The organism is Epilithonimonas hominis, from assembly GCF_003730015.1.
Lineage (GTDB): Bacteria > Bacteroidota > Bacteroidia > Flavobacteriales > Weeksellaceae > Epilithonimonas > Epilithonimonas hominis.
In genome coordinates this window covers 1-23848 of record NZ_RJTU01000079.1, presented here as the reverse complement: position 1 = coordinate 23848, position 23848 = coordinate 1, and the positions used below count along the sequence as shown (strand labels likewise).

Genomic DNA, 23848 nt, shown 5'->3' with positions numbered 1-23848 from the left:
GAAAACTTCAATAAGTTTGTAATTATTAACAATTAAAAATTTATATGATGAAAAAAATTATTACTTTTATTTTGATGACAATTGGTATTATATCCTTTCACTCTTGTCGAGAGCAGGAAATAATTAGCCAACAAAAACATTTAGAAGAGACTATAGAAGAATCTTATGCTAAAAATCCTGATTTGACAAAATACTCTGATAGAAATGAATTTGTAAAATATGATAACTATTCTCGATATTTTGTTTATAATAAAATGAATGATGAACAAAAAAAGAAATTATGGATAAATAAAATGGAATTTATTTTGCAAAATGTTGATTTGAACAAAAAGCAAAAGTTTGTGGTTGAGCAAATTATAAAAGAGCTAACTATTAATGGGTTAAGCGACCTTCAAAAACTTACTACTGTTGCTCAAAAAGGAGGATTTTCAGATTATGAGGAGAAATTATATTTTCAAAATCTTAGTAATTTTGACAAAACGACAAAGCAATTAACACCATATTTTATTTCTCACAAAATGCCGGATCCGACTCCAGGAGGAGGTACTGGTAGTGGAGATTGTTACACAAGCTGGTGTACTATGTGTACGATGGACAACCCTTGTAAAGCTGGCGGATGTGTTTCAACCACAACAGGTTGTGGATGGTGGAATGGAGAGCCTTGTGACGCTTATTGTATTTATGTTCCTTAATTTTGTATAAATTGAATAAAAAAAATAAATGTTTCTTAATTTTAGGGTTAACATTGTTAGCCCTAATTAATATTTTCTACAACAAAAATATTTATACAATTATACCTTTCGTTGGGCAAATAGTTTTATATTTTTTGTTAGGTTTAAATAAAGATTTTTTTAAAGATAAAATTTTTGTTTTTGTAATATCAGTGTTACTCTTCTTAATAATCAATTCGGCACCAAAAAATGATTTTGTTTTAGAATTATTTTTCACAAGAAAATTTCCACTTTATTTTATTTCTTTTTCGATAGGGTTAATTCTATCTCGATTTGATTTTCATTCTAAATTAAGTTTATTCGTTGGACTTTCGCCAATATTACTTCAATCTTTTTTTGTAATGTTTCTTAAATTTGAACCCTATATTGTTTTATATTTTTTATATCTAATAATTCCTTTATTCTATTTTTATTTTATAAAAATATTTAAAATAAACATTTTAATATTTTTCTTGATTCCGACATTTCTATATTTGACTTTTGGAATGTTTATTTTTGATAAACCCTCATTAAAAATATTATTAATTTCATTTTCTTTTCCATTGATTGTTGCTTTTGAATTTTTTGCTTTGTCAAAAATTAGAATCAATAAGTAATGAGAATTAAAATAAAATCTAAGAATAGCTTGTATGATTAACATTAGGAAAACTTCGACTAATAAAAAGACTGTTTAAAAACAGTCTTTTTATTAGTCTCCCGTAATTTGCTGATACTCTTCTTGGAGTTTATTACTATCCTTAAGATTTTTTACCAATCTACTAGTTATAGTATTGTATTCTGTTTGTTCTTTTTGTAATTTTTCGTCAGCCTTTTTATATTTAGAAGAATCCTTGTCTTCAATCTTTTGTAATTGATATTTTAATTTATTGATTATTTGTTCTTTTTCAGAAGATTTAACGTCCAATGCTTTTTTTTCTTGCTCATTATTATAAATAGCATCTAAAACCAATTCTTTGAGTTTAGATTTGTCTTTTGTTTTTGCTTTCGCAGTTTCATAATCTTCAACAATATTTCCAGCTCCTAATTGTCCCCAAGTTTCTACTCGGAAAGAATTATTAGTCACATTTTTGTTGATGGATGGTGCTTGTCCATAGAAGGAACAGCTTGAAATCATTATAATAATAGAAAATATTCTAAGTAAGTTTTTCATTTTATTTTTATTTATTGATACTAAGATAAGAATTATTAATAATATTTCTGCCAAATTGTATTGTTTTTTCCAATGGCATACCTCTTGCGAAATTATAATCCAACATACAACCTGATTGATTTTCTAAGAAATATAGAGAAACAATTTTTATATTAATTAAGATTAATGACATTATGTCATCAACGATATTATGACAGAATTTGAAAATATCAATTTTGAAGAGATTCTTGACGATGGTCTCGGAATCATCGCAGAAGAAATTAATTTTTCGGACTTAGATGAGATAGAGAACCATCAGTCTCAAGACCTTTTCCCGATTCTTCCTGTAAGAAATATGGTAATGTTCCCGTCTGTGGTTACACCAATTACCGCTGGAAGGGAAAAATCCAAAAAATTACTGGAAGATGCACAAAAGGAAAATAAATTTATAGGAATTATCTGCCAAAAAAACCCAAATGAGGAAAATCCAACAGAGAAAGACCTTTACATTATCGGAACTTTGGCAAAGGTTATCAAGATCATCAAACTTCCGGAAGGCAATATCACAGCCCTTACGAAAGGTTATTACCGATTCAAAATCAAAAAAATGGTTTCTAATGAACCGTATTTTATTGCCAAAATCATAACGCAAAAAGATTTTAAACCAAAAGATAAAGAAGAATTTTTGGCTTTGATGGACAACATCAAAGATCTTGCAGAAAAAATTATCAATATTGATCCAAATATTCCAAATGCTGCGCAGTTTGCGCTAAAAAACATCGAAGGTGAAGAAGAACTGCTCAACTTTGTCTCTGCCAACGGTAATTTTTCTTCTGACAAAAAACAAAAATTGCTAGATGAAAAGACATTGATTGGACGTGCTAATGCTTTATATGAAATGATGCACGACGATTACCGTCATTTGGAATTGAAAAATCAGATTCATCAAAAAACAAGCAAAGATCTTGACAAACAGCAACGGGAGTATTTCCTGAACCAGCAGATTAAAACCATTCAGGAAGAGTTAGGTGGTGGTGCAGAATCTGATGTAGATGAGTTCAAGAAAAAGGCTGCAAAAATCACTTGGAGTACTGACGTTGAAAATCACTTCCAGAAAGAATTACAGAGGCTTCAGCGGCAGCATCCTAACTCGCCAGATTATAATGTTCAGCGAAATTATCTGGACTTTTTTACAGATTTGCCTTGGGGACACTATTCTAAGGATCATTTTGACCTCCACAAAGCCGAAAAACTTTTGGATAAAGAACATTTTGGACTGGAAGATATCAAAAAACGCATCCTGGAACATATTGCTGTTCTGAAACTGAAGAACGATATGAAATCACCAATCCTTTGTCTCGTTGGTCCTCCGGGAGTTGGAAAAACTTCGCTTGGAAAGTCAATTGCAGATTCTTTGGGTAGGAAATATGTTCGGGTTTCTCTCGGCGGTTTGCATGATGAAAGTGAAATCCGTGGACACAGAAAAACTTATATCGGTGCGATGGCGGGAAGAATACTCCAATCTATCAAAAAATCCGGAACATCTAATCCTGTGATCGTTTTGGATGAGATCGATAAAATCGGACAAGGGATTCACGGAGACCCAAGTTCAGCCCTATTAGAAGTCCTTGATCCTGAACAAAATAGTAACTTTTATGATAATTTCCTTGAATGTGGTTACGACCTTTCCAAAGTAATGTTCATTGCGACAGCTAACTCGCTTTCGTCTGTACAGCGTCCGCTTTTGGATAGAATGGAAATCATCAGCATTGCGGGTTACACTTTAGAAGAAAAGATTGAAATTGCTAAAAGACACTTAATCAAAAAACAACTTCAGGAAAATGGTTTGGATGCCAAATCATTGAAAATAGGTAATGCTGAACTAAAACATATCATTGATGCGCATACTTCTGAAAGCGGTGTGAGAACTTTGGAAAAAAGAATTGCGGGAATTGCCCGTTGGGTTGCTTTGCAGCTGGCTATGGAAAAGCAATATAACCCAAAAATTTCTATTGAAAAAGTAGATGAAATTCTTGGTGTTCCGAGACCGAAAACATTATCGGAGATTACAGATGTGCCAGGTGTTGTGACAGGTTTAGCTTGGACTAGTGTTGGCGGTGACATTTTATTCATCGAGAGTATCCTTTCCAAAGGAAAAGGCGGTCTAACAATGACAGGAAATCTTGGAAACGTGATGAAAGAATCTGCAACAATTGCTCTAGAATTCATCAAAGCGCACCACGAAGATCTGGGCATCTCCGAAGAAGATATAGAGAAAAAAAATATCCACGTCCACGTTCCTGAAGGCGCAACGCCGAAAGATGGACCGTCTGCAGGTATCGCAATGTTAACCTCAATGGTTTCCAGCTACAAAAACAAAAAAGTGAAATCTCATTTGGCAATGACCGGCGAGATTACTTTGAGAGGAAAAGTTCTTCCTGTTGGTGGAATTAAGGAGAAACTTTTGGCGGCGACAAGAGCTGGTATTAAAGAAGTGATTCTTTGTGAGGCGAACAGAAAAGATGTAGGGGAAATCAAAAAAGATTACCTGAATAATCTAAAAATCAACTATGTTTCTAATATGAGCGAGGTGATTGAAATCGCATTGAAATAAAAATAACTTGTCATAACGAATAAAATATCCGTCCAAACCAGACGGATATTTTTATTTTACAAATTCGTCATAAGATAATCTTGGTATAAGAAAAAAGAGTTTAATTAGAATTCGTTGCCATTCGATTTTCATCATTTCTATGGATGCTGATTAATAATGGAGAAAAAATTAAACTTTGTATAGCTAAAAATGCAAGGGAAGATAATCTTCCCTGTTGTATTATAATTTCTCAATAGCTTTCAGAACCTGATCTTTTTCAGATGATATCGCTTCCAGATGATCTGCTTTATATTCCAGAAATTGTTTTGGTTCCGGAGCATTATTGTAAATAAGCTGGCCGTGCTCAAAAGGAACTGTTTTATCATTTTTACTGTAAATAAATAGTTTAGGAAGTCCGGCAAGAGATTTTACATCTTCTTTTGCAGAATAAGGAGAAACAACAAATTTCTCAATAACTTCCTTGTACTCCGGTTTGAAAAAAATTGCAATATCTGTGAATGATGACATTCCGCCTTCCAAAATCAGACCTGAGATTTTCGATAGGTTATCTTTTGCCAGGTGCGTTGCGATCTGAGATCCTAAGGAAGCGCCATAAACATAAATTTTTGTATTGCTGATGTCTTTTCTCAACAACAGATAATCAAACATTTTCTGGCCATCTGCAGCCACATTAAGATGTGTTGGCTTTCCTGTAGATTTCCCGTAACCTCTCATATCGATCATGACAACCTGAAATCCTGCTTCCACCAAAGGCTTTGTCATAAACTGATAGGTTGATATATTACCGCCTGCACCGTGGAAAAAAAGGATTGTTTTTTTGATTTGTCTTGATTCCGGCTTTAGAACCACTGCTGTTATCGTATCGCTTTCAACGGGAAGGCTTATGTTTTCAATGTTTTTGAATTCTAACGTTTTCATCTCCTTTTTAGGCTGATAAAATTTATCATCCATCTGAGCTTTGGAGAAGAACGAAACTAATAATAAAAATAATGAGAAAAATAATGATGTTTTCATAGCTGTTGAATTATTTATTTGATGGTTCAAAGATAGAGCGGCAGGATCTCTAAAAGAAATTAATCCGACTGAACCGTACAAAATAATGACTGAATTGTAAAATCATCATACAAATAAAAAAAGAGACTTCTGAATAAGTCTCTTTGTATTAAAATCAATCAGTTTTAATCCTTCATTCTGGCAATGACGTCTATTCCGCCTTTGGTCTTGTCACCAATCTTACAGAGGATTTCCGTATCAAGCGGTAGGAAGACATCCATCCTGGATCCGAATTTGATGAAACCAAACTCGTGTCCTGCCTTTGCCTTGTCTTCGATGTTACAATAGAAAACAATTCTTCTGGCGACATAACCGGCAATCTGGCGGAAAACCACTTGATGGTTCGTCATACTTTTTACCGCCACAGTTGTTCTTTCATTTTCCGTAGAAGATTTTTCATGCCACGCTACGAGATATTTCCCTGGATGGTATTTTTTATATATCACATCTCCACTTACCGGATATCGGCAGATATGAACATTGAGCGGCGACATAAAAATAGAAACCTGGATGCAATTGGCTTTGAGAACCTCATCTTCGAAAACTTCTTTTATCATCACCACTTTACCATCAACAGGCGCTACTACGTTTTCTTTATGATCTAGAATGGCCCTGTAGGGAACCCGGAAAAACCAGAAAATAAGTCCTAACATTATCAAAAGAGGGATCATAATCAGCAATGACCAAAGATGCAGGTAATAAATGGAAATTGCCCCGACAAATGCAATAAACAGTATTGCAACGATCAATGTACCTTTTGATTCTTTATGTAATTTCATATGCTGTTTCTAAAATAATTTTTCTAAAATAAAATACAGATAAACAACCGGTGCACAGATTATGAAGCTGTCTAATCTGTCCAAAACGCCACCGTGACCCGGAATAATGTTTCCGCTATCTTTGACTGCAAAACTACGCTTTAGCTGACTTTCTACCAAATCTCCTAATGGAGCAAAGATAGAGACCAGCAATCCGACAATCATCCAGTTTCCTCTCAGTTCAGGGAAATACTGCTCTACAAAGAATCCCAATACCAATGTGAGGACTACACCACCAGCAAATCCCTCCCACGTTTTTTTAGGGGAGATTTTAGGCGCCATTTTATGTTTCCCAAAAAACTTCCCTGTTAGATAAGCAAAAGTATCGCTGCTCCATATCAAAACAAAAAGCATAAAAACCTCTAGAGTAAAAGTATATTCCGGATCAAGAGTACTGAATTTTGGCAAGCCTAAAGCAAACCCAAAAGGCAAAGCGAGATAAACTACAGTAAAAATCAGTTTTCCGTTTTCAAAATAAAGCTCCTTGGGAAATTTAAATAATGTGATGGCGGCTATTGGAATCAGTGCCAGAGAAAGCATCTCGCTCAGATTGACATTGAAGAAAAAACCATGATAAAAAAACCGTTTCGTGAAAGTGTAGTAAATAAATGCTGCAATCGGAAAAACAAGCCACTTATAGATACCGTTATCAAATTTCATGATTCTGACGCATTCAAAAATGCCAACGGCAAAAAAGAATGTAATCAGTCCATAAAAAAGATATTGCTGTTTGACTTCCGGAAGAAAGCTACTGAACAGATATGCGCCGACTGGCGTAGTACAAATGGCTATAACGAGAACATAAACAAGTCCCGACAATGAGCGCTGAAAGAAATTTTTATCCAAAGCTGAAATTTAATCTTCCAGCAAAAGTAAGAAAAGTTTGGTATTATCCTTATTAGGTGTATCCAATTTGGACTGACTTCCGCTTATTGAGGTAAGGTTTTTAAGATTTCCTGCGCGTTTTACCTTCATCATAGCTTCATTCAGATTGCTTGCAATTTGTGAAACATTAGCCATAATAATGATTTTGCTTGGCAAGCGAGAGGAATGATAATGAAGGATATTGTTATGAGACAGCATGATTCTGCCATCAAAAGCTATCAGATACTCGCAGGTAATAAATGCAGCATCATTATCTTCTGTAAGTTCTGGAGAATATTTGCATTTGATGACATCAAGAAAATTTCTTAGATCCTGATCCCAGCAAAATACGTCGTTAATCTGTTCTATCTTGATGATCTGGTTCAGGGTCTGCAATGCCTCAGACTCATCTGCACAATAATTAAAGAATCCCCCGGAATGCGTAAAGAGCTGGGCAAACTTGTAGTCCAGATCTGCATCACGAAGTTGATCCGCAAGTTTGGTAACATCCGGCTCTTCTTCCTCAGACTGATTCATTATTTTATTAACGAATTTCTTGAACAGGCTCAATTACTGTGGTTTTTTTTGTTATTAATTACAAATGTAAAGAATAATTATAATAATCTAAAAACCAAAATATTGTTTTAATAAAAAAAATCCTGGTTGCCCCAGGATTTTTTTTATATAAAATGAGTTTTAAAAAATTAACTCTCTGTATTTAAGACGTTTCCAGCATCTGCAGGATTATCTAAACTCGACACCGGTTTTTCTGTCAATTCCGGGTCCCAAGCTCTTTTTCCGAAGATTTCTTCAAGATCTTCGCGGAAAATTACTTCTTTGTCTAATAACTTCTGCGCTAATGCATCTAATTTATCTCTATTTTCAGTAAGAATATTAACTGCTCTTTGATATTGCGTTTCGATTAATTTACTAATCTCCTCATCTATCACTTTGGCCGTCTGTTCAGAATATGGTTTTCCGAAGTTAATTTCCGACTGGCCTGAGCTGTCATAGTAAGAAATGTTTCCGACTTTATCATTAAGACCATAAATTGTAACCATTGCCTGAGCTTGTTTAGTCACTCTTTCTAGATCGGACAAAGCACCTGTAGATATATTTCCAAAAACAGCCTGTTCCGCAGCTCTACCGCCCAAGGTTGCACAGATCTCATCAAGCATCTGTTCTGTGGTGGTGAGCTGTCTCTCTTCCGGAAGATACCAAGCTGCCCCTAGAGAACGTCCTCTTGGGACGATGGTAACCTTCAATAATGGTGCAGCATGCTCTACCAACCAAGAAATTGTTGCATGACCAGCTTCATGGAAGGCCACTCTTTTCTTTTCCGAAGGTTTTATTGCTTTATTTTTTTTCTCAAGACCGCCGATTATTCTGTCCACAGCATCTAAGAAATCTTGTTTTGTAACCGACTCGTGTGAGTTTCTAGCAGCGATAAGAGCCGCTTCGTTACAAACGTTTGCGATATCTGCACCGCTGAATCCCGGTGTTTGCTTAGCTAGGAATTCTCTGTCAATATTCGGATCGAGTTTAATCTTTGCCAAATGAACTTCAAAGATTTGTTTTCTCTCGTGAAGCTCTGGCAAATCAACATAAATCGACCTATCAAAACGCCCAGCTCTCATCAATGCTTTATCCAGAATATCTGCTCTGTTGGTGGCCGCCATCACAATAACGTTGGTATCTGTACCAAAACCATCCATTTCTGTAAGTAGCTGGTTTAATGTATTTTCTCTTTCGTCGTTTCCGCCTGAAAAATTGTTTTTACCTCTGGCTCTACCAATAGCATCAATTTCATCGATAAAGATAATCGCCGGAGATTTTGCCTTTGCCTGAGCAAAAAGGTCTCTTACTCTGGAAGCTCCAACACCCACAAACATTTCTACGAAATCGGAACCAGACAATGAAAAGAAAGGTACTTTTGCTTCACCTGCCACAGCTTTTGCAAGCAATGTTTTTCCTGTTCCCGGAGGACCTACTAGAAGAACACCTTTTGGAATCTTGCCACCTAATTTGGTATATTTTTCAGAGTTTTTAAGGAAATCTACGACTTCCTGAACTTCTTCTTTTGCACCTTCTAATCCGGCAACATCTTTAAATGTTACTTGGATTTTATCTTTTTCATCGAACAACTTAGCTCTGGATTTTCCTATGCTGAAGATCTGACCGCCAGGACCACCTGCGCCACCGCCCATTTTTCTGAAAAGGACGAAATAGAATAACGCCATAATCCCAATCCAGAATAATGCTGTAAAAAGAAGATCTGAGAAAAAGCCCTGACTTTTCCCGAATTCCATTCTTGCCTGTTTCGGAAGCTTGGAATTGATACCATCAAACTTTTCCTGGAAATATCTCAGGTCACCATAAGTTAATACAAAATCCGGACTCGGCTTCACGTTTATCATAGAAAGCGGATCGCTTTTCTTTTCGCCTTTTTGCAGTTCAGACTTAGCCTCCTTAGTAAGATAAACATCCGCTTTAAAGCTGTCTCTGTAAACCATTACTTCATTGACTTTGCCTTGCTGAACCAATCCGTAAAATTCTTTTTCATCTATATTTTTTACCATAGAATCTCCCAATAATCCCGGAAGAAATATGAGTAAAATAATTCCTAATAAAACTGGTATGAACCAATTGAATCCTTTATTATTCATTTTTGTTTTTTAAAAAAATTTATTGATGCCCATATTACATCTCTAGCTTTCGATTTTTGTGATCTTAGCATCGCCCCAAAGTTCTTCTATATCATAGTAATCACGGATCTGTTTTTGGAACACGTGCACTACAACGGAAACGTAATCTACCAAAACCCACATCGCATTTTCCGTTCCTTCTACATGCCAAGGCCTTTCTCTGATATCATTTCTGACTTTTTTTTCTATGTTGCCTGCTATTGCAGAAACCTGCGTATTAGAGTTTCCGCTGCAGATGACAAATGTCTCTGCTACTGAATTTTCTATGCCCGACAGATCAAAGATCTGAATATCTTCTCCTTTTGTATCCTGAATCGCTTCAACGATCTTGTCGACTAATAATTGTTTTTCTGTACTTTTACTCATTCAAAAAAATTGTGTAATTGCAAATTTATTGATTTTTATCTATTTATCTTTGTTTAGTGCCTCATAATCTCATAAAGTTTTCATAAATGAACCGTTTACTCTATCTCGAAAATTGTGTTTCCACTCAAGACGAAATCATAAACCTCATTAATGAAGACGAAACAACCGCCGTTTTTACCTTTAATCAAACCAAAGGCCGCGGCCAATATGGTAATAAATGGGAAGTGATTCCGAACGAGAACCTTGCTTACTCTATAGCTGTAATCCGCAATAAGATAAGTATTTCCGGTGTATGCCTCAATTATTATACCGCCATTATTGTGAGGGATTTTCTAGACAATATGACAAATGTATCTGCATGCATAAAATGGCCAAATGACATCATTCTGAACGGAAAAAAGGTTTGTGGGATCCTCATCGAGAAAACAAAAAAGAACGGTAACGATTATTTTATTATCGGTATTGGAATTAATATCCTTCAAAAAGATTTTAGCAATCTGCCAAAAGCCGGCTCAATCCTTTCTGTTACAGGCGTCAATATTGATTTGATAACGTTTATTCAGGATTTTCATACTTACTTTATTTCCAGAATTATGAATATCCCGGATGAAGAAAAAATTCTTGAACAATATAATTTACATCTTTTCAAGAGGGATGCAATTTCCGTTTTTCAGAAAAACAGAGTGCGACAAAATGGCATAGTTAAAAACGCTGACAATGCGGGATATCTGTGGATTGATTTAGAAAATGAAGGATTACAAAAATTCTTTCATAAAGAAATCGAAATGCTTTACTGAATTTACTGATTGGCTCTCTTGATGTAAAGATATGCTGCTATAGGGGCAAAAACGATGTTTGGAAGCCACATAGCCAGCAACGGTGGTAATGTTTTATTCTCCGAAACGACATTAAGAACCTGAAAAGAAAATACGAACAAAAACGCCAAAGCAATTCCCAAAGCAAGATTCAGCCCAAGCCCGCCACGTTTTTTCTGCGAAGACAAGGATAATCCCAAAAAAGTCAGAATAATAATAGAAAACGGCATAGATGTCCTTTTGTACAACTCGTTATAAAAAGAAGTAACATTGCTGTTTCCTTTCATTTTTTCCCGTTTTATCATTTCAATCAGTTCCGGAGTTGTTTTGTTCTGCGCAACCAAAACATCCGGAAAGAGCTCCGATGGCGGCATCTTAAAATCCTGTATTTTAGACGCTCCATTTGCCAGCAGCTCAGTATCATCTTTTCTCACAGTTCTTTCGGAGAAATTATTTACTATAAAGTGCTTTTTCTTCGGCTCCCACTGGATATCCATAGCTGTGATCTGATAAATCAGTTTTTTGTTTTTATCAAACCTCTGATACATATACCCAGAACCGCGGTTTTCTTTTTTATTGTAGCTGTTTACAAAAATATATTCGCTGGGATTGAGGTTGGAGGCAATAGTTATATTACCCAATAACTTTTCCCTGTTTATCGCATTGTAGGTGTAAGGCTCCAAAACATTTTTTTTGATGTTGGACCAAGGCAAGATGAAATGATTGAGCGCCAAAGTAAAACATGCGATAAGAATCGATGTAATAAGATAGGGCCTTGCAAATCTGTGAAAACTGGCACCGCTGCTGATGATTGCAACAATCTCCGTATTATTAGCCATCCTAGAGGTAAAGAAAATGACTGTAATAAAAATCAATATCGACATAAATGTCAGTATGAGATTCAGAATCCAGAACGGATAAAAATACAGAAGAAAATAACCCACCGTAAAACCATTACTCTCTATTCTGGGTGTTTTAGATTGTACATCTACTACCAAGACAATTACAGAAAGCAACATCAACATAAAAATGAGTGTTCCCAGATATTTTTTAATAACGTAAAGATCTATGATTTTCATAAAGTCAGGTAGTGAGTTAGATGAGGGATATTTACTTTTTAATTTGCTAGAATCCGTTTTACTTTTTACGCTTCACTTTTTACTTCCTAAAGCCTTGTCTTTAACTGAGGAATAATCTGCTCTTTCCACTGGTAGAAATCTCCTGCAACAATATGTTCTCTCGCAACTTTCACTAAATCGAGATAAAACGCAAGGTTATGAATGGAAGCAATTTGTTTTGCCAGATATTCCTTTGCCACGAAAAGATGTCTTACGTAAGCTTTGCTGTATTCCTGATCCACAAAACTTGTCCCAAACTCATCCAACGGAGAAAAATCGGTTTTCCATTTTTCATTTTTCATATTCATTACGCCCTGCCAAGTGAATAGCATTGCATTTCTGGCATTTCTCGTCGGCATCACGCAATCCATCATATCCACTCCAAAACCAATGCTTTCCAAGATGTTCCAAGGCGTGCCAACACCCATCAGATATCTTGGTTTGTCTTTTGGGAGAATGTCTGTCACTTCATTCGTTATTCTGTACATTTCATCTTCTGGCTCGCCCACGGAAAGTCCGCCGATAGCATTGCCATCGGCTCCGGCTTCTGAGATCACCTCGGCCGAAATCTTTCTAAGGTCAGAAAAACAAGAACCCTGAACAATCGGGAACAATCTCTGTTTGTGGCCATACAATTCTTTGTTCTCTTCGGTCCAGCTAATACATCTTTTCAGCCAGCGGTGTGTGAGTTCCATAGAGGTTTTCACCGCATTGTAATCACTTGGGTAGGCAATACACTCATCAAAAGCCATAAAAATATCTGCTCCTATCTGTCTTTGGATTTGCATAGAAACCTCTGGTGACATAAAATGCAGACTGCCATCGATATGAGATTTGAACTTCACGCCTTCTTCAGTAATCTTTCTGCTTTTTGCCAAAGAAAAAACCTGATATCCGCCGGAATCGGTAAGTATTGGCCTGTCCCAATTCATAAATTTATGAAGACCGCCTGCCTGTTCCATAATATCCATTTTAGGACGCAGCATCAGGTGATAGGTGTTGCCGAGAATAATCTGTGCTTTGATGTCTTCTTTAAGCTCTCTCTGGTGCACTGTTTTTACAGATGCAACCGTTCCAACAGGCATAAAAATGGGGGTTTGAATGGTTCCGTGATCTGTAGTGATAACGCCTGCTCTCGCTTTTGATTCCGAGTTTTTTTCGATTTCAAAAAATTTCATTGTATGTAGTAGATTTCGCCTCCGGTTTTTACCGAACGTCATTCATATATTTATAATTCTATCTTGCCTGTGCCGGAATTCCGCTGTTTTCCTTCAGTTTTTTATTGATAAAAGCTTCGGCATTAGGATCTTTTGATACTATAATTTTCTGTGCCTCGTCCAGTATCTCTTTCATAGTGTCCGGATCGGTCATATAATATTTATAGCTGTCTGTAAACAGTTGCCCTTTAATATTATATTTTTTCAGGATAAATCTTGTGGCATTTTCTGTATTGATATTACCGCCTATGGTATAGCTTTGTTCATTAATGGCAAAATCTGCAATGATCTCAGACATTTTTTCCTCCGATAAAATATCTTTCGGCTTTTCTATTGCTTCAGTACAGGATAATGTAAAGATCGCAAGAAATAAATATGCAATAAAAAATCTCATCCTATAATTTCCCGATTAAACTTTTCCATTTTAGATTCAGAACGCCAAAAACAGCTTCCTGGATAATTCCGCCATTCATTTTACTTTCGCCTTCCGTTCTATCCGTAAAGATAATAGGCACCTCTACGATTTTAAGATTTTTCTTGAATACCCGGTATTTCATCTCTACCTGGAAACCATAGCCTTTCAGCTTGATTTTATCCAGCCCAATAGCTAAGAGTGTTTCTTTTCGAAAGCACACAAAACCAGCCGTAGTATCATGAATTGGCAACCCCAACACGAATCTTACATATTTTGAGGCAAAGTAAGAAAGCAACACTCTTCCCATCGGCCAATTTACAACATTCACGCCCTGAGAGTATCTAGAGCCCACCGCCATATCTGCACTTTTGCAGGCTTCGAAAAGTCTGGTCAGATCTTTTGGATTATGAGAAAAATCGGCATCCATCTCAAAAATAAAATCATAATCGTTATGAATCGCCCACTGAAAACCGTGTATATAGGCTTTGCCCAGCCCATCTTTTATTTTTCTAATCGTAAGGTGAAGCTGCAACGGATATTTTTCACGAAGTTTTTTCACGATCTCAGCCGTTCCATCCGGTGAAGAATCATCTACCACCAACACGTGGAAATCCTGCTGCAGAGCAAAAACTGCCGAAATGATCTTTTCGATGTTTTCTTTCTCGTTATAAGTCGGAATAATGACAAGCTTCTTCATCCAGTAAAATAATTCGCAAAGATAATCTTTTACGGGCTAATGTTTTTCAGAGTAAAATAAATTAACTTTTTTTAACCCGTGCAAAACCATTATAACCTTAGGCGCTACTTTTTTAATATCCTTGATATAAATTAAAATTTTATATTATTTTATCCTACGTAACAAAGCTTTGGAGATAATTTTTATTAATTTTGAAAACCATCAAACAATAAAAATGAAACGATACTCAATACTGATTGCAGCCGCAGTCGTTTTCTACACTGGAGTCAATGCACAGTCTATGGCAAAACCCAATTACCCAAAAGCCCAGAAAGGCAATCAAACGGACAATTATTTCGGGACACAGGTCGCAGATCCTTTCCGCGATCTGGAAAACGATTCAGAAGCTACAAAAAAATGGGTGGACGAAGAGGTGGCTTACAGCCAGAACTATCTCTCCAAAATCCCTTTCAGAGAAACCATTAAGAATCAGCTGCGGGACATCTGGAACTATGAAAAAATAGGAGCACCGTTCAAAGAAGGTGATTACACTTATAATTACAAAAACAACGGATTACAAGCACAATCGGTACTTTACAGAACTAATAACAAAACCAAAAAAGTCGAGGTTTTCCTAGATCCTAATACGTTTTCTGAGAAAGGCACTACCTCACTTTCCAACCTGTCGTTCAACAAAAAAGGGAATCTTGCCGCCTACTCTATTTCTGAAGGTGGAAGCGACTGGAATAAAATAATCATCATCGATGCGATCAGCAAAAAACAAATTGATGAAACAATGGTGGATGTGAAATTCAGTGGCATTGCTTGGAAAGGTGATGAAGGTTTCTACTACTCCAGCTATGACAAACCAAAAGAAGGAACGGTACTTTCCGGAATGACGGATAAACACAAGGTTTATTTCCATAAACTGGGCACAAAACAATCCGAAGATCAGCTGATTTTCGGCGGCGAAAAAACACCCAGAAGATATCTGTCTGCAGGTGTTTCAGAAGATCAGAGATTTCTCATCATCTCTGCAGCCAACGCAACCAACGGAAACGAACTGTATATAAAAGATCTGAAAAACGGTGGCGATTTTGTGCAAATCAACAAAGGTTTTGACATCAATGCTAATATTGTGGATACTCAGGGTGATGACCTTTTCATCTTCACCGATAAAGATGCTCCAAATATGAAGCTTGTAAAAGTAAGCATCAAAAATCCAAGCCCAGAAAACTGGAAAGATGTGATCCCAGAAACGGAGAATGTACTCAGCGTTTCTGAAGCTGGCGGTTACTTCTTCGGTAAATATATGAAAGATGCCATCAGCCTTGTGAAGCAATTCGACAAAACTGGGAAAGTGGTGAGAGAAATTGTATTACCAGGCAAAGGAACTGTTTCTGGATTTGGTGGCAAAAAAGAGGATAAAGATATCTATTACTCATTTACAAACTATATTACGCCGGGAACCATTTACAAGTATAATGTAGCATTAGGAAAATCGGAGATCTACGAGAAGCCAAATGTGAAATTCAACCCAGAAAATTACATTTCTGAGCAAGTTTTTTATACGTCGAAAGATGGTACAAAAGTTCCGATGATGATCAACTATAAAAAAGGAACAAAGCTGGATGGTAAAAATCCAACGATTTTATATTCTTATGGTGGTTTCAACATCAGCCTTCAGCCTGCATTCTCGGTTGTGAATGCGATCTGGATGGAAAATGGCGGAATCTATGCGGTTCCAAACATCCGAGGAGGTGGCGAGTATGGCAAGAAATGGCACGATGCAGGCACAAAACAGCAAAAGAAAAATGTGTTTGAAGATTTCATTGCTGCCGGCGAATATCTGCAGGCAAAAGGTTACACATCCAAAGAATATATGGCGCTCTCAGGCCGTTCCAACGGTGGTTTGCTAGTGGGTGCGACAATGACGATGCGACCGGATCTGGCAAAAGTGACTTTCCCCGGAGTAGGCGTTCTGGATATGCTTAGGTATAATAAATTCACAGCCGGAGCGGGCTGGGCCTATGATTACGGAACCGCTGAAGACAGCAAGGAAATGTTCGAATACCTCAAGTCTTACTCACCTGTTCACAATGTAAAAGCCGGAACCTGCTATCCTTCTACTATGATTATCACGAGTGATCATGATGATCGTGTGGTTCCTGCACACTCCTTCAAATTCGGGGCAGAGCTACAGGAAAAGCAAGCATGCAGCAATCCGATATTACTCAGAATTGAAAAAAATGCAGGTCATGGTGCAGGAAGATCTACAGAACAGATCATTGGCGAAAATGCTGACCTGCTCAGTTTTGCACTTTATGAAATGGGAATCAGATCTCTGAAATCATCAAAATAATATTTAAAATCCTGAAAAATTTCAGGATTTTTTGTTGTAAGAGTATTGAAAAATATCATCCCAAAGTCACTACGAATATGATATTTCTCTTCTTATTATATGTGATTGTAACATCATTAAATCCTAACTTTACAATAAAATTGAAATTATGGATGATTTTCTGGCTGCCCGATCTCAGATGGCCGTTTCATTGGGCTTCCACATCATATTTTCTTGTGTGGGAATGGTAATGCCTTTTCTGATGGCTTTTTCTCATTACAAATACCTTAAAACTCAAGATGAGGTTTACAAAGGTCTCACCAAAGCGTGGAGCAAAGGTGTCGCTATTCTGTTTGCAACAGGTGCTGTTTCCGGAACGATGCTTTCTTTTGAGTTAGGATTACTCTGGCCTAAATTTATGGAACATGCCGGTCCGATTTTCGGAATGCCCTTTTCTCTGGAAGGCACCGCTTTTTTTATTGAGGCAATAGCTATAGGATTTTTCCTTTACGGCTGGGAAAAGTTCAACAAGTGGTTTCACTGGTTTTGCGGTGTGGTGGTTGGCGTCAGCGGATTAGCTTCAGGTATTTTGGTTGTTGCTGCGAATGCGTGGATGAACAGTCCTGCTGGTTTCGATTATATTAATGGAGAATATCTGAATATTGATCCGATAAAAGCGATGTTTAATGACGCTTGGTTTCCACAGGCATTTCATATGACGGTAGCTGCTTTTGCGGCAACAGGATTTGCAGTAGCGGGTATTCACGCTTTAATGGTTTTAAAGAAAAGAAATGTCAGTTTTCATAAGAAAGCATTCAGGATCTCCGCAGGTTTTGCTATTATAGGTGCGCTTCTGGCGCCCATCAGCGGAGATATTGCTGCAAAGTCTGTCGCCAAAAGACAACCTGTAAAGCTGGCTGCAATGGAAGCGCATTTTGAAACAGAAAAAGGCGCCAGTTTCGTCATCGGTGGAATCCCGGATGAAGAGAATGAACAGATAAAATATGCCATAAAAGTTCCGAAACTTCTCAGCTTTCTAGCCTGGGGTGATTTTGATGCAGAGGTAAAAGGACTGAAGGATTTCCCCAAGGATCACTGGCCACCGGTAGCAGTCGTTCATTATGCTTTTCAAATTATGATATTTTTTGGAAGTGTAATGATGTTAATTGGCTTCGTTTACCTCATCGCCACTTTTTGGAAAAAAGAATGGCTGACCAAAAGCTGGTATTTGAAAATGTTCGTTGCAGCAATTCCATTCGGTTATATCGCATTAGAAGCGGGTTGGACAGTAACAGAAGTTGGCAGACAGCCGTGGATCATTTATGGTATTATGAAAACCATAGATGCCGTTACACCGATGCCGGGAATCCAATACTCATTTTATTTCTTCACATTAGTTTTTATTTCGTTATCACTGATTATCATCTTTTTACTTTTGAGACAAATCAAAATGGTTCCGAAACTGTATGACCCGACAGACCCGAATTATAATCCTAAAAACAAAACATTATGATTTACGTTGTCATTGCATTTCTTTGGATTTCAATCTGTCTTTATGTGATTACTGGCGGAGCCGATTTCGGGGCAGGAATTATTGAACTGTTCTCTAAAAAAACTTATCGTGAAAAAACGAAAAAGATTATGTCCAAATCAATTGCACCGATTTGGGAAGCCAATCATATGTGGCTGATAATTGCTGTTGTGATTTTATTTGTTGGATTTCCGACCATTTATACTACTGTTTCTACCTATCTGCATATTCCTGTTGTTCTGATGCTAATTGGCATCATTGCTAGAGGAACTGCATTTACCTTCAGGAATTACGATGCTGTGGATGACAGCTGGCAAAAAATCTACACTCAGATCTTCTACTACTCCAGCCTGCTGACGCCTTTCTTTTTAGGTATTATTGCTGCAGCCACGATTTCCGGTTCTATTGACACGGAAGCCAAAGATTTTTTAGGTCTTTATATCTTCAGTTGGCTCAATCCTTTCGGAATATCTGTCGGTTTTTTTACGGTTTCGTTGTGTGCTTATCTAGCCTCACTATTTTCTTTGCACGAAGCCCGTTTTAGTGATGCATTGTCCGTTATGGTGCAGAAAGCGCGGGAAACTGCTATATATGTTGTTGCAACCGGTATTTTGGTTTTTTTAAGCGCTTACTATTCTCAAATTCCATTGCTCAACTGGATTTTCTCAAACGCACTTGGCATCGTCGTAATCACATTGGCTACCATTAGCCTTTTGTTCACCAATGAGGCCATTAAGAAAAAACAGTTTTTATTAGTTCGGGTATTCGGAGGTTTTCAGATTATTATGATTTTGGTTGCGGCGACATATCAGCATAATCCTAATATTATTTTATTTGCAAACGGTACACATCTTTCACTTTTCGATGAAAGTGCCGCCCCAAAAACGATTGCAGCACTTGGGTGGGCCTTGGTTCTTGGGAGTATATTCATCCTGCCTTTTCTGTTTTATCTGCTGATTTCTTTTGGTGACCAGAGCCGGAAATCAAAAGTGAAAAGCCGATCTATTGAAAGGCCTTAATTATTGTTTAAATTTATTTACACTTATTTAAAAATATTTTCGGAAAGAAAAAAAACAGCAAAAAATCCTTCTAGAACTACAAAATGCACTAATGGTCTTATTTTTGATACCTGAAATTTATTAATCAAAAAATAAACTTACGCTTATGAAAAAACTATTATTAGCGTTCGGACTTTTCGCCGGTGTTCTATCGTATGCACAGGCTTGGACAGGAAAAGGCGACCAAAAACTTCAAGTAGGTCTAAATGCTTGGGGTAACGGAACCGGGATTACCGGAACTTATGACTATGGTTTATCAAAAATCGTTTCATTAGGAGGTGGAGCAAACATCTACTTCAGTGATTATAAAGATAATAACAAGGATAATAACTTCTTCGTTTTCGGTAGAGTTAATTTCCACTTACAGGACCCTTTGAACTTGCCGAGCCAGTGGGACATCTATCCGGGTGTAGATCTTGGAGTTTTGGGTAGCGATTTCGGACTGGGTGTTCACTTGGGTGTGCGCTACTTCTTCAATGACAGCGTGGGTGCTTACATCGAGGCTGGTAACAATGGAAGCATTGGGGTTTCTTTCAACTTCTAAATTCTACACCAAATCATATATTGAAAAGCATTCCGGAAATTCCGAAATGCTTTTTTTATAGCTCAACAGGATTGTTGTAATGATTGAGTTTTTGTTTTTCGCGGGTTTCCTGCTCTTTCAGTTTCTTCATCAGCTCTGCATCCTTATCTTCATACCATTGTGACATCTGTCCCATCGGGTTTTTTCGGTATTCACTCATTCTTTTTACGAAACCGTCTTTGGAGATTTTCTTCGCTTCTCCCATTTGAAACTCCAGGTAGTTCTGTTTGTTGGTGTCGATGTTTTGGTTGAGTTTTTTATTGCCTTCTAATGTCCAGATGTAATTCTGAACAGCATCTTCGATTTTCACAATGAGTCCGGGCAAACCTGAGAATTTATACGGTCCATCCTGAATCGGGATTTCCGGAGTGAACCAGACAGTCCATTGTCTTCCGCCAAATTCGGTTGACGCTTTTTGTGTATGGTAAACACCGATTTTTTCTTTTTCAGACGAGATATGCCATTTCAGATTTGGATTCTCCTCATAAACATAATATTCCGACATTCCGATGAAATCTTTGTACCGTAACTTCCCATTCTTCAGTTTGTTGATTCGGTAGCTGATAACCGGAGCCTTCTTCGCCATGATGGTCGCATCTACATCGGTGCCCATTTCCTGAGCTTTTCTGATGCCGGCTGTCAAGGTAGAATCATAGTCTAACTGCTTGTAAGGCATAAAAAGCGATTCATCTTTCCCAACATCCAAAACCATCATTTCCTTTTCCGTTGTGATAGAATCTTTGGTCGGCTTGTAAGTCAGTTCGTAATAAAATCTGTGAACTTGAGCGTTTGCTAATGAGAAGATTAACAAGAGACTTCCAATAATTACATTTCTCATTCTTTCATTTTAATATTTTTATTCTGTGGCGGCAAAGGAACATAACCGTCATCATTAATCACCTTTGGGAATTCGTGGTTTTGCCATCTGGTTTTGCCGTCTTCAATCATTTCCAGGGAAGTCGCTACAAAGTTCCAATAGATGTATCTTGGTTCCGGAAACGCTTCGCCTCCAAAGATATAAACTGTAGAATTCGGTTTCAATGTGAAATGGCAAAGTTTGGCATCTTTCGCAATCAGGATGTGTTTCGGCGTATAAAGATTGCCTTCACTTTCTATGTTTCCATCTAAGATGTAAAGAGAAGACTCGCCAAAAAGATAATCGCCAAGAATGATTTCCCGATCTTCCTGGAGCGTATTTTTGACTTCCAGAAAGTAAAGCGGCGAATAAGCCGGAACGGGAGATTTGCGTCCGAGGATTTCGCCGGCGATTAATTTATAGTTGATTCCGTTGTCTATCCAGCTTGGGATGTCTTCTTTGTTGATGTGGAAAAACTCGGGTTCCATTGTTTCCAATTCCTTTGGGAGTGCGACCCAAATCTGTAATCCGTGGAGGTTTTTATCAGTAGTTCTGAGATATTCAGGTGTTCTTTCGGAGTGAGCAACACCCTTTCCGGCAGTCATCCAATTGACAGCGCCTTCCTTGATCTCGATTTCTGTCCCGATAGAATCTCTGTGCATGATGCTCCCCTCGAACAAAAATGTCAAAGTGGAAAGTCCAATGTGTGGATGTGGTGGAACATCCATATTCTCATAATCTTTGAGCGCAGCAGGTCCCATATGATCGATAAATACAAATGGCCCAACGCTTCTCTTTTGAGAAAACGGCAACAATCTACCAACCAGAAAATTACCGATATCTGCTGCTCTTTCCTCGATTATCATCTCAATATTTGACATTATTTCATTTTTAATATGGATTTAAAATTAAGGATTTCTATCTAATATTTACACTTTTGATTTTCCGCTGAATCGCCCGCAGCCCGACCTGAGCGGTTATCCTTTTTGCGAGAGGCTATGCCGAGCAAAAAGATAATAGCGGAGGGCGGATAAGCTGCCCAAATTATCATTAGCACCAAGTGCAAATTTGGCAGAAAAAAGGCTGGTTTTTACATTGGTATAGTTTCTGACTAAATGATTACCTTTGACAACTATAATTTTAAAACATATTAATGGAATTAGCATTAAAGATATTTCAGTTCATCCTGAGCATTTCTATCCTTGTAACATTACACGAAATCGGGCACTTCTTGCCAGCGAAATGGTTCAAAACCAAAGTAGATAAATTCTTTTTATTCTTCGATCCTTATTTTTCCATCTTCGCCATGAAGAAAATCAATGGAAAATGGCAATATAAATTCTTTTCAAAAAACCAGCCTACGGATGAAGAGGTTGAAATCAACGGTAAAAAAATAACACAACCGATTGACACTTCCGCACTTCCGGAAGATGACTGGAGAAGACACGAAGGTGTGAAATACGGCATCGGCTGGTTGCCAATGGGCGGCTATGTGAAAATTGCAGGAATGGTGGACGAAAGCATGGACACCGAGCAGCTGAAGAAACCGGCGCAGCCGTGGGAGTTCCGTGCAAAACCAGCTTGGCAGCGGCTAATCATTATGCTGGGAGGTGTGACGGTTAATTTCTTTCTGGCGTGGTTGATTTATTCTTGTCTTTCTTTTTTTACTGGCGAAAAGTTTCATGATAATTCCAAATTCGAAAATGGAATTGCTGTTTCTGATGCTGGACAGAAAATGGGACTAAAAACAGGTGATAAAATCCTGAAAATAGATGGGAAACCAGCTGAAAGAATGGAAACATCCAGCATTAATATGCTTTTTGCGGATAATGTAACGGTTTTGAGGGATGGAAAGGAAGTAACATTCCCCATCAATGAAGATGGCGTTGCCGAAGTTCTTCATGCGAACGAAGCGAAGCTTTATTTCATGAATCGTTTCCCTGCTGTTGTTGATTCTGTTATTCCTAACAAACCAGCTATGAAAGCCGGGCTACAAAAAGGGGACGAAATCGTTGGCGTAAATGGCAAACCAACAGTTTATTTTGACCAATTGGCAGAAGAATTAAAAATCAATAAAGGTAAAACTATAGAATTGGATGTTCTTCGTAACAAGCAACCTTTAAAATTGACTGCAAATGTTGGCGATGATGCTAAACTTGGATTCGCCTTTGATCCTAAAATAGCTCAAAAATACCTTGACAAGTCCCAAGTAACCAAGGAATACTCTTTCCTGGAAGCTGTTCCGAGAGGATTTACAAGAACGATAGATGTTCTGACTATGCAGATAAAACAGTTTAAAATCATCTTTAATACCAAAACGCAGGGTTATAAGAAAGTGGGCGGGCCAATTGCCATTGTCAATAATATGCACGTTGAAAAGAGTAATGATGGAAGACTGTCTATAGATTGGGAATTTTTCTGGGGCTTTACTGCTATGTTTTCTGTATGGCTGGCTTTCCTCAACCTGATTCCAATTCCAGGATTAGATGGTGGTCACGTATTGTTTACGCTTTGGGAAATCATCACAGGCAAGCCTGTACCACAAAAAGTTTTGGAAAATGCACAGATGATAGGCGTTATTTTCTTACTAGGACTGATGGTGTTAATATTTGGAAATGACATAGTTAAAGTAATCAGTCAATTTTTGACTCAAAAAAATTAAAAAAAAGTTCTTTAAAAATTTGGTGGATAAAGGAAATTCCTCTTATATTTGCACCACTTAAAACAAAGGACATTCCTCCTTAGCTCAGTTGGTTAGAGCATCTGACTGTTAATCAGAGGGTCGCTGGTTCGAGCCCAGCAGGAGGAGCTTAAAACAGAGGGTTTTACAGAAATGTAAAACCCTTTTTGTATTTTTGCCTGAAACAATACTGAAACATTTGATATGCTCTATACTTTTCAAGTTAGCAGTTCTTATAAATGTTATGAAGATGGATTAGGGATTAGTTTCAAAACTTG

22 protein-coding genes and 1 tRNA gene are annotated in these 23848 nt (G+C 37.4%); 9 read left to right on the top strand and 14 right to left on the bottom strand.

Translation table 11 applies throughout. The features are described 5' to 3' along the window. Positions 1-47 precede the first annotated feature (47 nt). On the top strand, positions 48-692 hold the full coding sequence (locus tag EGH73_RS12510) for a bacteriocin fulvocin C-related protein (RefSeq protein ID WP_184808112.1): 645 nt from the start codon (positions 48-50) through the stop codon (positions 690-692). Between the two features lie 448 nt (positions 693-1140). Here the strand turns inward: EGH73_RS12510 and EGH73_RS14095 are convergent, their stop codons facing one another. Both EGH73_RS14095 and EGH73_RS12500 read right to left on the bottom strand, forming a co-directional pair. After that, a complete protein-coding gene (locus tag EGH73_RS14095; protein ID WP_123282125.1) occupies positions 1141-1371 on the bottom strand; it encodes a hypothetical protein in 231 nt (76 codons plus the stop codon). A gap of 48 nt (positions 1372-1419) precedes the next feature. Further along, on the bottom strand, positions 1420-1935 hold the full coding sequence (locus EGH73_RS12500; RefSeq protein ID WP_148041708.1) for a hypothetical protein: 516 nt from the start codon (positions 1933-1935) through the stop codon (positions 1420-1422). Positions 1936-2071: 136 nt separating this feature from the next. Between EGH73_RS12500 and lon the strand changes: the two genes are divergently transcribed. Continuing rightward, the gene (gene lon / locus EGH73_RS12495; RefSeq protein WP_123282123.1) at positions 2072-4474 is read left to right on the top strand and encodes an endopeptidase La; all 2403 of its coding nucleotides are present in this window, start codon (positions 2072-2074) and stop codon (positions 4472-4474) included. A 219-nt stretch (positions 4475-4693) separates the two neighbouring features. Here the strand turns inward: lon and EGH73_RS12490 are convergent, their stop codons facing one another. The 6 genes from EGH73_RS12490 to rsfS form a co-directional block, all read right to left on the bottom strand. Beyond that, positions 4694-5488, bottom strand: coding sequence for an alpha/beta hydrolase (locus EGH73_RS12490; RefSeq protein ID WP_123282188.1), 795 nt, complete (start codon positions 5486-5488; stop codon positions 4694-4696). Between the two features lie 164 nt (positions 5489-5652). Next, positions 5653-6306 carry a phosphatidylserine decarboxylase family protein gene (locus EGH73_RS12485; protein WP_123282122.1) on the bottom strand — a complete coding sequence of 218 codons (654 nt, stop codon included), beginning with the start codon at positions 6304-6306 and terminating at the stop codon, positions 5653-5655. A 9-nt stretch (positions 6307-6315) separates the two neighbouring features. Further along, the gene (locus tag EGH73_RS12480) at positions 6316-7191 is read right to left on the bottom strand and encodes a phosphatidate cytidylyltransferase (protein ID WP_123282121.1); all 876 of its coding nucleotides are present in this window, start codon (positions 7189-7191) and stop codon (positions 6316-6318) included. A gap of 9 nt (positions 7192-7200) precedes the next feature. After that, a complete protein-coding gene (locus EGH73_RS12475) occupies positions 7201-7779 on the bottom strand; it encodes an LUD domain-containing protein (protein WP_089770894.1) in 579 nt (192 codons plus the stop codon). A gap of 134 nt (positions 7780-7913) precedes the next feature. Beyond that, entirely contained in the window at positions 7914-9875 is a 1962-nt protein-coding gene (gene ftsH / locus EGH73_RS12470; RefSeq protein WP_089770895.1) for an ATP-dependent zinc metalloprotease FtsH, read from the bottom strand. Between the two features lie 42 nt (positions 9876-9917). Continuing rightward, positions 9918-10280, bottom strand: a complete 363-nt coding sequence (gene rsfS, locus EGH73_RS12465; RefSeq protein WP_089770896.1) for a ribosome silencing factor — start codon at positions 10278-10280, stop codon at positions 9918-9920. A gap of 86 nt (positions 10281-10366) precedes the next feature. Between rsfS and EGH73_RS12460 the strand changes: the two genes are divergently transcribed. Next, entirely contained in the window at positions 10367-11077 is a 711-nt protein-coding gene (locus EGH73_RS12460; RefSeq protein WP_123282120.1) for a biotin--[acetyl-CoA-carboxylase] ligase, read from the top strand. 2 nt (positions 11078-11079) lie between these two features. Here EGH73_RS12460 and EGH73_RS12455 read toward each other — a convergent pair whose 3' ends face one another. The 4 genes from EGH73_RS12455 to EGH73_RS12440 all read right to left on the bottom strand — a co-directional run bounded on the left by EGH73_RS12455 (position 11080) and on the right by EGH73_RS12440 (position 14542). Continuing rightward, positions 11080-12174, bottom strand: coding sequence for an LptF/LptG family permease (locus EGH73_RS12455; protein WP_123282119.1), 1095 nt, complete (start codon positions 12172-12174; stop codon positions 11080-11082). A gap of 86 nt (positions 12175-12260) precedes the next feature. Beyond that, entirely contained in the window at positions 12261-13391 is a 1131-nt protein-coding gene (gene tgt, locus EGH73_RS12450; protein ID WP_123282118.1) for a tRNA guanosine(34) transglycosylase Tgt, read from the bottom strand. Between the two features lie 58 nt (positions 13392-13449). Further along, a complete protein-coding gene (locus tag EGH73_RS12445; RefSeq protein ID WP_123282117.1) occupies positions 13450-13824 on the bottom strand; it encodes a DUF4296 domain-containing protein in 375 nt (124 codons plus the stop codon). Between the two features lies 1 nt (position 13825). Continuing rightward, on the bottom strand, positions 13826-14542 hold the full coding sequence (locus tag EGH73_RS12440) for a polyprenol monophosphomannose synthase (protein WP_123282116.1): 717 nt from the start codon (positions 14540-14542) through the stop codon (positions 13826-13828). Positions 14543-14756: 214 nt separating this feature from the next. On the opposite strand from EGH73_RS12440, the gene EGH73_RS12435 reads away from it, so the two are divergent. The 4 genes from EGH73_RS12435 to EGH73_RS12420 all read left to right on the top strand — a co-directional run bounded on the left by EGH73_RS12435 (position 14757) and on the right by EGH73_RS12420 (position 19995). Continuing rightward, positions 14757-16883, top strand: coding sequence for a prolyl oligopeptidase family serine peptidase (locus EGH73_RS12435; RefSeq protein ID WP_123282115.1), 2127 nt, complete (start codon positions 14757-14759; stop codon positions 16881-16883). 148 nt (positions 16884-17031) lie between these two features. Then, positions 17032-18375, top strand: coding sequence for a cytochrome ubiquinol oxidase subunit I (locus EGH73_RS12430; RefSeq protein WP_123282114.1), 1344 nt, complete (start codon positions 17032-17034; stop codon positions 18373-18375). Beyond that, positions 18372-19412, top strand: coding sequence for a cytochrome d ubiquinol oxidase subunit II (locus tag EGH73_RS12425; RefSeq protein ID WP_123282113.1), 1041 nt, complete (start codon positions 18372-18374; stop codon positions 19410-19412). Before EGH73_RS12430 ends, EGH73_RS12425 begins: the two co-directional genes overlap by 4 nt. A gap of 145 nt (positions 19413-19557) precedes the next feature. Continuing rightward, positions 19558-19995, top strand: coding sequence for a DUF6646 family protein (locus EGH73_RS12420; protein WP_123282112.1), 438 nt, complete (start codon positions 19558-19560; stop codon positions 19993-19995). A 55-nt stretch (positions 19996-20050) separates the two neighbouring features. Here EGH73_RS12420 and EGH73_RS12415 read toward each other — a convergent pair whose 3' ends face one another. Both EGH73_RS12415 and EGH73_RS12410 read right to left on the bottom strand, forming a co-directional pair. Then, complete coding sequence (locus EGH73_RS12415) at positions 20051-20872, bottom strand: GLPGLI family protein (protein ID WP_123282111.1); 822 nt, start codon at positions 20870-20872, stop codon at positions 20051-20053. Then, complete coding sequence (locus EGH73_RS12410) at positions 20869-21771, bottom strand: pirin family protein (RefSeq protein WP_123282110.1); 903 nt, start codon at positions 21769-21771, stop codon at positions 20869-20871. The genes EGH73_RS12415 and EGH73_RS12410 overlap by 4 nt, the downstream gene beginning before the upstream one ends. 272 nt (positions 21772-22043) lie before the next feature. Here EGH73_RS12410 and rseP point away from each other — a divergent pair, with 272 nt between their 5' ends. Together rseP and EGH73_RS12400 are read left to right on the top strand one after the other, a co-directional pair. Next, entirely contained in the window at positions 22044-23552 is a 1509-nt protein-coding gene (rseP, locus tag EGH73_RS12405) for an RIP metalloprotease RseP (protein WP_123282109.1), read from the top strand. A 73-nt stretch (positions 23553-23625) separates the two neighbouring features. Continuing rightward, positions 23626-23699, top strand: a tRNA-Asn gene (locus EGH73_RS12400). The last annotated feature ends 149 nt before the right edge of the window (positions 23700-23848 follow it).